10 protein-coding genes are annotated in these 10751 nt (G+C 55.5%); 5 read left to right on the forward strand and 5 right to left on the reverse strand.

Annotated features, from left to right (window positions below; translation table 11 throughout):
* Positions 1-33: 33 nt before the first annotated feature.
* A complete protein-coding gene (proW, locus tag BFP99_RS05285) occupies positions 34-987 on the reverse strand; it encodes a glycine betaine/L-proline ABC transporter permease ProW (RefSeq protein WP_065946813.1) in 954 nt (317 codons plus the stop codon).
* Positions 988-1033: 46 nt separating this feature from the next.
* On the reverse strand, positions 1034-2068 hold the full coding sequence (locus tag BFP99_RS05290) for a quaternary amine ABC transporter ATP-binding protein (protein ID WP_065946814.1): 1035 nt from the start codon (positions 2066-2068) through the stop codon (positions 1034-1036).
* Between the two features lie 365 nt (positions 2069-2433).
* Between BFP99_RS05290 and BFP99_RS05295 the strand changes: the two genes are divergently transcribed.
* The 5 genes from BFP99_RS05295 to BFP99_RS05315 all read left to right on the forward strand — a co-directional run bounded on the left by BFP99_RS05295 (position 2434) and on the right by BFP99_RS05315 (position 8213).
* Positions 2434-3390, forward strand: a complete 957-nt coding sequence (locus BFP99_RS05295; protein ID WP_065946815.1) for a LysR substrate-binding domain-containing protein — start codon at positions 2434-2436, stop codon at positions 3388-3390.
* Between the two features lie 131 nt (positions 3391-3521).
* Positions 3522-4883, forward strand: coding sequence for an MmgE/PrpD family protein (locus tag BFP99_RS05300; RefSeq protein ID WP_065946816.1), 1362 nt, complete (start codon positions 3522-3524; stop codon positions 4881-4883).
* 193 nt (positions 4884-5076) lie between these two features.
* Positions 5077-6312 carry an aromatic ring-hydroxylating oxygenase subunit alpha gene (locus BFP99_RS05305; protein WP_065946817.1) on the forward strand — a complete coding sequence of 412 codons (1236 nt, stop codon included), beginning with the start codon at positions 5077-5079 and terminating at the stop codon, positions 6310-6312.
* A gap of 140 nt (positions 6313-6452) precedes the next feature.
* Entirely contained in the window at positions 6453-7598 is a 1146-nt protein-coding gene (locus BFP99_RS05310; RefSeq protein WP_065946818.1) for an MFS transporter, read from the forward strand.
* Between the two features lie 393 nt (positions 7599-7991).
* A complete protein-coding gene (locus tag BFP99_RS05315) occupies positions 7992-8213 on the forward strand; it encodes a hypothetical protein (protein ID WP_235865585.1) in 222 nt (73 codons plus the stop codon).
* A 270-nt stretch (positions 8214-8483) separates the two neighbouring features.
* Here the strand turns inward: BFP99_RS05315 and BFP99_RS05320 are convergent, their stop codons facing one another.
* The 3 genes from BFP99_RS05320 to BFP99_RS05330 all read right to left on the reverse strand — a co-directional run.
* A complete protein-coding gene (locus BFP99_RS05320) occupies positions 8484-9266 on the reverse strand; it encodes a hypothetical protein (protein WP_065927669.1) in 783 nt (260 codons plus the stop codon).
* Positions 9267-9346: 80 nt separating this feature from the next.
* Positions 9347-9646: a hypothetical protein gene (locus BFP99_RS05325; RefSeq protein WP_065927670.1), complete on the reverse strand. Its 300-nt coding sequence runs from the start codon at positions 9644-9646 to the stop codon at positions 9347-9349.
* 124 nt (positions 9647-9770) lie between these two features.
* A partial coding sequence (locus tag BFP99_RS05330) for a N,N-dimethylformamidase beta subunit family domain-containing protein (protein WP_218064732.1) occupies positions 9771-10751 on the reverse strand: 981 nt, incomplete at its 5' end.

Raw genomic sequence — 10751 nt, forward strand, 5'->3', positions numbered from 1 at the left:
ACGTTTGAATTTATAGTAGGTGAGCAGATGTGCTTAGTTAGTCACTGGGCGTGCTACGTTCTTTTTCTTCTTGAGTTTCATCACTAGGCCAACCGGCCCGGTTTCGTACCAACGCTGGCCGGTTGCCAGATCACTGCTGCGCTCGCCCATCGCTTGGGTCAAACGATCGAGGAAGACTGCCAGGAGTACCAGGCCGGCACCGCCGACGCTGGCCAGCCCCATGTCCAGGCGGCCGATGCCGCTCAATACCATCAGCCCAAGCCCGCCAACGGATATCATCGAAGCAACGACGACCATCGACAGTGAAAGCATAAGTGTCTGGTTCAACCCGGCCATCATGGTCGGTGCGGCCAGGGGCAGCTGGACCTTCAGCAACATCTGGATAGCGGTGCACCCAAATGCACGTGCGGCTTCGACTTTATCGGCGGGTACCTGGCGGATGCCCAAGTTGGTCAGGCGCACCAAGGGCGCAACCGAGAAAATAATCGTCACGATGACGCCTGGAACGTTACCGATGCCAAACAACATCACCACAGGCACCAAGTAAACGAAAGCGGGCAATGTCTGCATCGCGTCCAGCACCGGACGCACAATCACTTCCATTCGGTCGCTACGGGCACAGAGTATGCCCAGGGGAATACCAATAACCGCACAGAAGAGTAATGAAGTCAGGACCAAAGCGAGGGTCACCATGGCATCGGCCCATACACCGATCAGGCCCAAACCCGTCAATGTAGCGATACTGAAGATTGCGATTCGTTTACCGCCGATCTGCCAGCTGATCAATCCGGCGATAAGAATGAATACTGTGGGGGGCACGGAAAGCAGGCCCCACTGAACACCATCAAGCACTTGGTCAACCGGCCATCGAATTGAGCGAAAGACTTCCCGAAAGTTATGCACCAGGTAAGTCAGTGCCGCTTCAACCCAAGCGCCCAATGGAACAGTGAAACTTTGGAACGGGTCCAAATAATTAAAGTCCGACATGATACTTCCTCGCCCTCAGAACTTGAGACTGCTCTGATTATTCAAATTAACTATTATTCAGGCAGCTCAGCAGATGGCCTTGGGAAATCGAGCCCTTATACAGGCCAACTTCATCCACCACCGGCATAGGCGTTGCGGAGGCCGCGACGATATGCAGAATCTCTCTGAGCGAAGCTTCTGCTTTTAGAGGGGTGTGACGACCAGGCTCATAGGTGATGCTGGTGTCCTGTTGAGCGATATCGCCCGCTTTCAGGATTCGACTGGTGTCGAATCCATTAAAGAAATCGCGCACGTATTTATTGATGGGGTGGCACAGCAACTCACGCGGGGTACCAATCTGCACCACCCGACCGCCTTCCATGATTGCGATGCGGTGGCCGATCCGTACGGCCTCTTCAATGTCGTGGGAAATGAAGATGATGGTGCGGTTCTGCTCGGCCTGAAGCTTGATCAATTCGCCCTGCATCTCGCTTCGAATCATCGGGTCGAGGGCCGAAAACGCCTCGTCCATCAACAGGATCGCCGGGTCATTGGCCAGGGCTCGGGCGAGGCCGACGCGCTGTTGCATGCCGCCGGAGAGCTGATGGGGAAAGCTGAACTCCTGACCAGCAAGGCCAACCTGGGTCAGCGCACCCATGGCGCGGCAGTAGCGTTCTTTCTCGGCGACGCCGCTGATCTCCAAACCAAAGCTGACGTTGTCGATGACGCTCATGTGCGGCATCAGTGCAAAGGATTGAAAGACCATACCCATGTCTTTCCTGCGCACTTGCAGAAGATCTTTATCCGCCAGACCAGTGATTTCCTTGCCATTCAGAAAGATCGAGCCGCTGGTGGGTTCAATCAAGCGGTTGAACAAGCGGACCATGGTTGACTTGCCGGAGCCCGACAGCCCCATGATGACAAAGATCTCGCCGCGGCGGACGGAGAAGTTCGCATCAAAGACGCCAATAGCTTGCCCGGTTTTTTTAAAGACCTCTTCTTTAGAGGCCCCATCAGCCAGCAACTTCATTGCGAGGTCCGGCTGGGTGCCGAATACCTTATAGACATTTTTGACGGAAATGATTTCGTCGGAATTAGTCATACCTTGCCCCTTCGTGTTCAGCACTATTCGCTTTAAGCGATACGCAAACGATCGAAAATAGTTTTAAACGGCAGTGGTAATGAATAGAGAGTTTCACGACGGGTTTCCTTTTATTATTTTTCGGCCCCTAGGAAAGAGGGATGTTTCAAATTTAGTAGTAACCCACCGTCAATTCCAACTACATTTACAGGGACAATTGGATAACGTCGGGTTATAGGTCGTCTCAAGCGGACAGTTTTCTTGCTGTGGCGCACAGGAGCGACCCGTTATGTCTCAAAAACGACCTGCACACCGTTTTTACCGTCTGGCTTCAGTTACTCTCGCGTCGCTTCGCTGGGGAGCGGCTGCATGAGGAGAACGTAAGGATGTCAAAGCATGTCGACCCTGACAGCATTCTGCTGAAAATGCCGTCGTTGAGGGCCGTGAAAGCGTTTGTAGCGGCTGCCAAGTACGAGAGCTTCACCCTCGGCGCCGAGGCGCTTTGTGTTTCGCAGGCGGCTATCAGCCGGCAGATTCGCGAGCTGGAGGAGTACTTGGGTGCGCAGCTTTTCAACCGCGTAGGGCGTGCTGTCGAACTGACTTCTGCCGGGGCAGTGTTCTTTGATGCCGCGCAGCTGTCATTTGTAAACATCGCCCAGGCAGCCGAGCGAATCCGCAGCAGCCAGTCCTCCAAAAAAATGCTGACCGTCTGCTGCTCTCCCGCCTTTTCCGCCCTATGGCTGTCAGACCACCTGCCCGAATTCATCAGACAAAACGCCGGCATTGAGTTGAACCTGGTCACGACGCAGAACTTCCTGACCATGGAGCCCGGGGTACAGCCGGACGTCTTCATTACCAAAATGGCCCGTGTCCGGGACGACTATAAAAGCTACCCGTTGTGCCATGACGTGATCTATCCCGTCTGCAGCCCGCAATTTTTGGAGCAACACCCGGAAATCTCGACGATCGAAGGCCTGAGAGACTCAGCCCTGCTGAACCTGAGCCCCTACGGACGATCCCAGGTAGCCGAGCACGTTGACTGGGGTGTCTGGTTTGCCTTTCAGTCGATTGACATTGATGATCGCCCGCAAGACAGCCCCCAGATTTTCAATGCCAACGACTACAACTTGCTGATCAGCATGGTGCTGACCCACCAAGGTATCGCCCTGGGTTGGAACCACCTGGTTACCCGGCTGGTAGAGCGTGGGGTGTTGGTGCGACCGATCCAGCAGCAAGTTCAGCTGCGCAACAGTTCGCACTACTTGAGCTGCCGAGAAAACGCCGAGAACGAAGATGAGCTGCGCAGGTTTCGTGAGTGGCTCCTGGCCAAGTTCCCCCGCTGACGCCGCATGCCTTAGAAGCAGAGTCGCCATTTTTGTTATCGATTGCCCTACGAAAATGTTGCTGGAACGGTGAGCCCTCGCTGGGTCATCGTGCAGCGACACAATAATGATTTTCGTAAGGAATGCCCGGGATGTCACTGTTCGAATTTTGTCGCGATTTCGATCTCCAGCAAGCACCCGCCCACACGCAAGCCATACTCAGAAACAGCCTGTTGGATATCGTCGGTGTGATGGCCGGTGCGGCATCCAATGACACCAGCGAGATAATGCGCAGCTATGCGCGCCTCCACTACCCCGGTGGTGTGTACACCAGCCGGCTGATGTTCGATGGCCAGCGCGTCAGTATGCTTGGAGCCGCCTGGGCTGGCGGGTTTTCCGCAGACAGCCTGGACGCTCACGAAGGGCACTTCAAATCCAAAGGGCACGCCGGCGCAACGGTGGTTCCGGCATTGCTGGCCCTGGCCGATGCATTGCACCACAACGGCCAGGACATCAGCGGGCACGAATTTCTGTCGGCGCTGTGCATTGGCTATGAAACCGCGCTGCGCGCTGGCACTGCATTGATGGCAACCTCACCCACCTACCACGCCTCTGGTGGTTTTTCCGCCATGGGGGTGGTGTGTGCTGGAGCACGATTGCTTGAGTTTGATGAGCCGACCTTTCGGCACGCATTGGGCATTGCCGAGTATTTCAGCGCACGCTGCCCAATGATGCGTGTGGTGCTGACACCCACCATGTTGCGCGATGCACATGGAGCAGGCGCTTACGTTGGCTTGAATGCACTGTTGATGGCGCAGGCAGGCATAACCGGTGCCCCCGCGGAGATCGTGGAAGACCCAAGTGTCGCGCCGCACTGGGCGGATATAGGAAACCGCTGGGAAATCGACAGCCAGTACTTCAAACCATGGCCCGTATGTCGATGGGCACAACCCGCCTTGACGGCATTGCTTGAATTACAGCGCCAGCATCCCGAAGTGAGCGCGGGCACCCTTGAAACAATTCGCGTGGAAACGTTCTTCGAATCGATGTGCCTGCAGGGCCATACCCCATGTAACGCAGATGAAGCCCAATACGCGTTGGCGTTTCCGCTGGCAGCGCTGATTGTCCGAGGCAAGCTGGGGCCTGATGAAGTCACGGGGGGCTCAATCACCGCACCCGATATTCTCTCGCTGAGTTCACGCATCGAGATTGTCGAAGCGGCGGATATTTCCGCGCGATTCCCGGATGAAATTCTTTCCAGACTTACCCTTACCTTGAAAGACGGTACGATCATCGTCAGCCCTGTGACAGCGGCAAAAGGTGATCCGCACACCGCGATGACGGCCGCTGAGCTGGATGGAAAATTCGACCTGTTCAGTAGCCATCTTGGCGTTGAACGAAGCCTTGCGGTGAAGCACGCGATTCATTCATTGGGTCAGGCGCACTCAGCCATTACGACGCTGGAGCCTCTATTTTCAAGCGTTAAGCATTCCGAGGAAGTGGCTGATCGATAACCTGGAATTATTGATTGCCCCTACGAAATGTCGTTTGCGTGCGTCGCGACAGCCCCCTAGGCTGTCATCTATCTAAAAAGAACATGAAGTTGTTGCACCTTTATTAAGCTGCCAACCGACGCCGAACTTTTAGAGCACTATAAAAGTCACCGTTAAAGGTGAGCGCTCACGTTATTTATCCTGGGAGGATAAGATGGATAATAAAGAAACCGTGTTTGACCTGATTGCCCAACGTAAACCTTGGCACTCACTCCCGGGAAAGCTCTATAGCTGCGAAGGCGTCTATCGCCAGGACCTTGAGCAGATTTGGCACAAAGACTGGATATTCGCCGGGCACACGTTTGAACTGGAAAAGCCCGGTCAGTACTTCACGCTGCAAGTGGGTGACTACCCGGTGGCCGTGGTACGTGGCAAGGACGGCCAGGTGCGAGCGTTTCACAATGCTTGCCGCCACCGTGGCGCAAAGATTTGTGAAGCCGACCATGGCAAAGTCGCCAAGATGGTGTGCCCTTACCACAAGTGGACCTACGAGCTGGACGGCAACCTGCTGTTCGCCGGGAACATGGGGCAGGATTTCGACAAATCCGAATACAACCTCAAAAGCGTTCACTGCGAAATCGTGAACACCTTTATTTATGTGTGTGTCGCGAGCAAAGCACCGGATTTCGAACACTTCCGTACCGCCGTGACCCCCTTTGTCGCCCCGCATAACCTCGATGACTGCAAAGTGGCCTTTGAGTCCAATATCGTCGAGAAAGGCAACTGGAAACTGGTCTTCGAAAACAACCGTGAATGCTACCACTGCGACGGCTCCCACCCCGAGTTGCTGCAATCGTTCGTGGACAACCTTTCCGTGGGCGGCACCAGCGGCGACGACGATCCGGAGCTTTCCGCCTATTGGAACAAGTGCGAAAAAGCCGGCTTGCCAAGCCGCCTGGTCATGGACACCAAAGGACAGTTCCGCATGACCCGTATTCCACTGTCCAAGGGCGCGGTGAGCTACACCATGGACGGCAAGCCAGCGGTGACCAGCCGCCTGGATACCACCGGCGAAGCGGATATTGGCGCACTGTTGTACTTCAACTATCCATCGACTTGGAACCACTTCCTGGGTGACCACGCCCTGAGCTTCCGCGTGCTCCCCATCAGCGCGACGGAAACCTTGGTGACCACCAAGTGGTTGGTGCTCAAAACTGCCGTAGAAGGCGTGGACTACGACATTGATCGGCTGACCAAGGTATGGATCGCGACCAACGATCAGGACCGCACTCTGGTAGAAGGCACGCAACGTGGTGTGACTTCACCCTCTTATGAGCCAGGCCCGTATTCCGAGACCGCAGAGACCGGTGTCTGCCAATTCGATGATTGGTATTGCGCCACCATGATGGAAAGGATCAAGGGGCCGATCCCCTTGAAGTCTGTCGGATAAGAACGATGCCCGATGGGTAAGCCTTTCAATACAGTCGTACATTGAAAGGCTTACGCCTTAGCAACTTGCCCCCTCCTCCCTCCAGTCCTCAGCGCAGTCGCTGCCAGGCCTTTCTTCGTGTGCCTGTTCGGGTGATTCAAATGACTACGTCATCGTTAGCGATCAACACCAATTACGGCGAACGCACGTCAACCCGTATTGCCTTCCTGATCGCAGGGCTTGTCATGTCGGCATGGGCGCCTTTGGTGCCGCTCGCCAAGGCGCGCACGGGGTTGGACGAAAGCGGGTTGGGGCTGTTGCTGTTGGGCCTGGGCGTGGGGTCGATTGTTGCCATGCCGTTTGCCGGGCACCTCACCGCACGCTACGGCTGCCGCCCAGTCATTGTGTGTTCCACTGCGACTCTATGTGTATTGCTTGTACTGTTGAGCAGTCTCAGTTGGCTGCCGGGCCTGGCATTGGCCGTAGTGCTGTTTGGCGCCGCTATGGGCATGCTGGATTGTGCGATGAACATTCAGGCCATCATTGTGGAAAAAAACAGTGGCGAGGCGCTTCAGTCGGGGTTCCATGGCCTGTACAGCGTCGGCGGTATTCTGGGTGCCAGCGCGCTGACTGCGCTGTTGAGTTTGGGATTAGAACCGGTGTTTTCAGCGCTGTGCGTCGTCATCGTGGTAATGGGGTGCCTGTATAAAGCGATTCCAAGTTTATTGACCTATGGAACCGAAAAAGACGGCCCGATCTTTGCGATCCCAAAAGGCATTGTCTTTTTACTGGGTGCGCTGTGCTTCATCGTTTTTTTAACCGAAGGAGCGGTGCTGGACTGGGGGGCTGTCTTTCTCGTGTCCAGCCGGAACATGGAGCCCACCTTGGCCGGCTTGGGTTATGCCAGCTTTGCGGCGGCGATGACCCTGGGACGGCTGACAGGGGATGCCATCGTACGCAGATTCGGCGGCGTGCGCGTGATGGCTTATGGCGGAATAATTGCTGCCACCGGCATGCTCGTATCGCTTGGATTCGAGGGCTGGCCCGCCTCGTTACTGGGATATGCATTGCTTGGCGCAGGATGCTCGAACATTGTTCCAGTGCTGTTTACCGCCACCGGAAAACAGGACCGCATGCCCCAAAGAGTTGCCATACCGGCGGTGATCTCCATGGGCTATGCAGGAATTTTGATTGGCCCGGCGGTGATCGGTTTCGTTGCCCATATAAGCAGTCTTTCCTTTGCGTTAGGGGGCCTGGTGTTTCTTCTACTATTTGTGAGCGCTGCGGCGCACTGTCTGCGCGTGTGATCCATCAATATTTGGATAACTAGAGATTATCGCCGAATAGGGGCTGAGAAACAGGCCAGACAAGTTCGCTTAGGGATATCCACTCATATTCCATATCCTTTTCCGAACGACCACGGATTTGCCACATTCGGGTTTTCATCCAGTATCAGGAGGCGCACTGAATACCAACCACGGCCACCCAGATCCATGTCATAAATCGCCACTCGCGATCACTCGCACACCCAGTGCAATTGGGGGCAAAAATGGGGGCAAAATTCTATTTTTTCTGGCTGTAACTACCGTTTTAGAGCCCAGTCAAAATGTTCTTTGGGGACCCCGAGAGTTTGTAAAAAAACTCTACCAGGCTCTATAAACGGATATAAAACATTATGAACCCGACAAGCACGCTGCGACGTGGTCAACCACATCGCCCCGCTCAAGGCCAAGACCGCCAACTTCGAGGCACAATTGCTCAATGAAGAGCGCACCTTCGAGTATGTCGCCAAGCAATGGCTAGCATTTAAGTCTGCCGAACGGGTGACCAAATCCATTACAGGGTCTAGTGGTGCGCTGAGTAACCTTATCTTGCCTGCTATCGGCAATAAACTGCATCGACACCTTGAACTCGACATTTAATACCTGGCGCAGCAGCCCAAAACCGCTCCGGCCTGCGACCACATACGCTTTGGGCCAAAACTCGTCGATAGGCCCCCTGCATCACGCGGCTAGGCCGGGAAACATCTGACTAGCCAGTGCCCACGCAGCTGCTCCGGATCTGTCGACGTGCGCCCTGACTGATAAATTGAATCCCACGCAAGGGAGCAAGTTGGAAATACCAGTCAACTCGCCAGGCGTGGCCATTTTGCAGCAATGCAAACTAAGGCCAAGTACGTGCCACGATCGCGGTCATTCCACATAACGCAGCCAAAGATGGGTCCGACCGGAGATCGCCTGGGCGACTGCGAGGTGGCGTGCTTGCAGGTATTCATCGCTAGTGTTGTAGAGCGCACAAATGTCTTTGGCAACCAGATTAGCCAGGGCCAGGTCAGGCGGCTCAGCACGAATGAAGCCGATGTAAGAGGCACCTACTCCCATCAGTTCATAACCATGCGCCAGTAAAAAATGATGCGCCACCGCAAAGTTCTTTGCAGGATCAAGATCTGAAGTGAAATAGCCGTTCGGAAAAGCCGCCAGTGCCTCGCACGACTGCTGAACGGGTACCAAGAGCGCTGAAAGGGGCTGATCTAGAAGAGAGACAGGGTCGTTCTGGTAAGCGATCCACTCCTGTAGGGCCTGCTCATCAAGCGTCAAGCCATGGGCGCAAGCATCTTCGAAAGAGGTGAATGCAACCAGGTTCATGAAATTGCGAAAGCACATTGCAAATTCCGCTTTCGTTGTCGGATAGCCAATGTATTCACCATTCTCAAAGCATTCCGGCGGTAACGCCGCGATGTCCTGCTCCGATGCATCGTCCATTCCTGAATTGTTGCGCGCATGCCCCGAGGTGTAGCGGGCTTGGTGCAAGTCATCGAGCGAGAACAGAGGTTTAAAGCCTGGGTGCAACTCAGCAATCCTACGATGGGCTTCAGCCAGATCGTCAAAGCGGGTAATCCCGCTTACGCCGTACTCATCGCATGTACCTACAGACGGGTTCTCACGCATGCCATTACCGCGAAATTCGATATCCATAAACAGTGGTCTGCTCCGTCTTGTTACTGAAATAAGTGGGTAATCCCAAGTACCTCTCTGCCTGCCCAATACTCCTTTTACTATTGATGAGAGTCCGCCTCCTCAGCGGGATAAAACTCGCCAGCCTTCCCACTCTTTTTCAGCCGTTCGCGCACCATTATCTCAACCCGGGCCACTGCGGCTTGATCATCAGGATTGACCAACTGCACGCACAGGCGTCGGACATTCTGATCGTGGGTGCCCTCGCTCATCATCTCGTGAGTGAAGACCTGCTCGCCACGCCATAGGCACAGTTGGGCATGAGTTGCGCCGAGCCATATCTCGTTGATTGATCCAAGGTCGGTAGTATCCAATTGATCCACGGTGATGGTCTTATCCATGGCGCTATACCTTACCAAATGAGTAGGTATAGATAGACTGACAGGCATTGACGGTCGTTCCAAACATCGGCAGGTCAACGGCGCCAACGGTGGTTAAGCACGCGGCGGACCTAGCTCTCAATAGTTACGTATTGCGCAAGAAACGCTCAAGCACATTTTTTGTGATCATCACCGTGTAAATGTCCGCCTGCCTGAGCCCATGCACCCATTCGCACGTGGCGGCGGTAAACACCTCGCCTCGACCTTTGTGGAAGTGCACCACCATGCCGGCCCCGCGGCTATGCAAATCGATGCTGGCGTCGCTGAGGTCGGGCGCCAGGATGGAAGCACGAAACCGTGCATCGCCATCGCCGAGCATGAATGAATAGGCATCCTCGGACCGACCATGCTCGGCATTGGTCGCCCAGCCCATGGCGAGAATTTGCAATCCGCAGGGCGCCCCGTCTGTGTAGAGCGGTTCCGGGAGGCCGTCGACGAAGGTGTATTCCAGGCCATCCACCTCATAGCCGAAGATGTTGGCTTCGTCCGCGAACATATCCGCGTAACCCAGGCCCGTCCCCAGGAACGCCCAGTGCTTGGGCCTGAAGACTGTGTAGCCGCGCGGGCTGCGCGGCGCCATGCCTCCAAAGCTGGCGTAAATCCCTCGCAGAGCATTCACCCCGAACGTCGTTGCCCCGGGGTGATTCACCCTCGGATCTTCCCATGCCCCCGTTAGCCGATGAGGCTCGGTAGCGGCCACAGGATCGAGCGCACCGGCGTCGTACTTGTAGGCCACCTGCCGCCGGCCTTCATCCTCCAGGCGAATCTGCCACATGAAATTGCCGGCGAAGCGCGCGACCTTGCCGCCCTCCTCGACAAAGGCGTCGACATGGTCGCGCATTTCCCGCGTCCAGTACTCGTCGTGCCCGATGAAGACGGCGCAGGCATAGCCCTCGAGCGCGTGGGGGTCGTGATGCAAATCGTCCTGGGTCACGATATGCACCGTATAACCTTGCTGCTCGGCCCAGAGCACAAAAGGTCTCTCGTAGGAAGCCCACCCCGCCAGCGCGTAGTACTTGGCGTAGCCGTTAAGGGAGGCCCATTCGATGAACTCATAGCGCGCCGG

The sequence above is a fragment of the Pseudomonas sp. 1 R 17 genome (assembly GCF_900067035.1).
Taxonomy (GTDB): Bacteria; Pseudomonadota; Gammaproteobacteria; order Pseudomonadales; family Pseudomonadaceae; genus Aquipseudomonas; species Aquipseudomonas marginalis.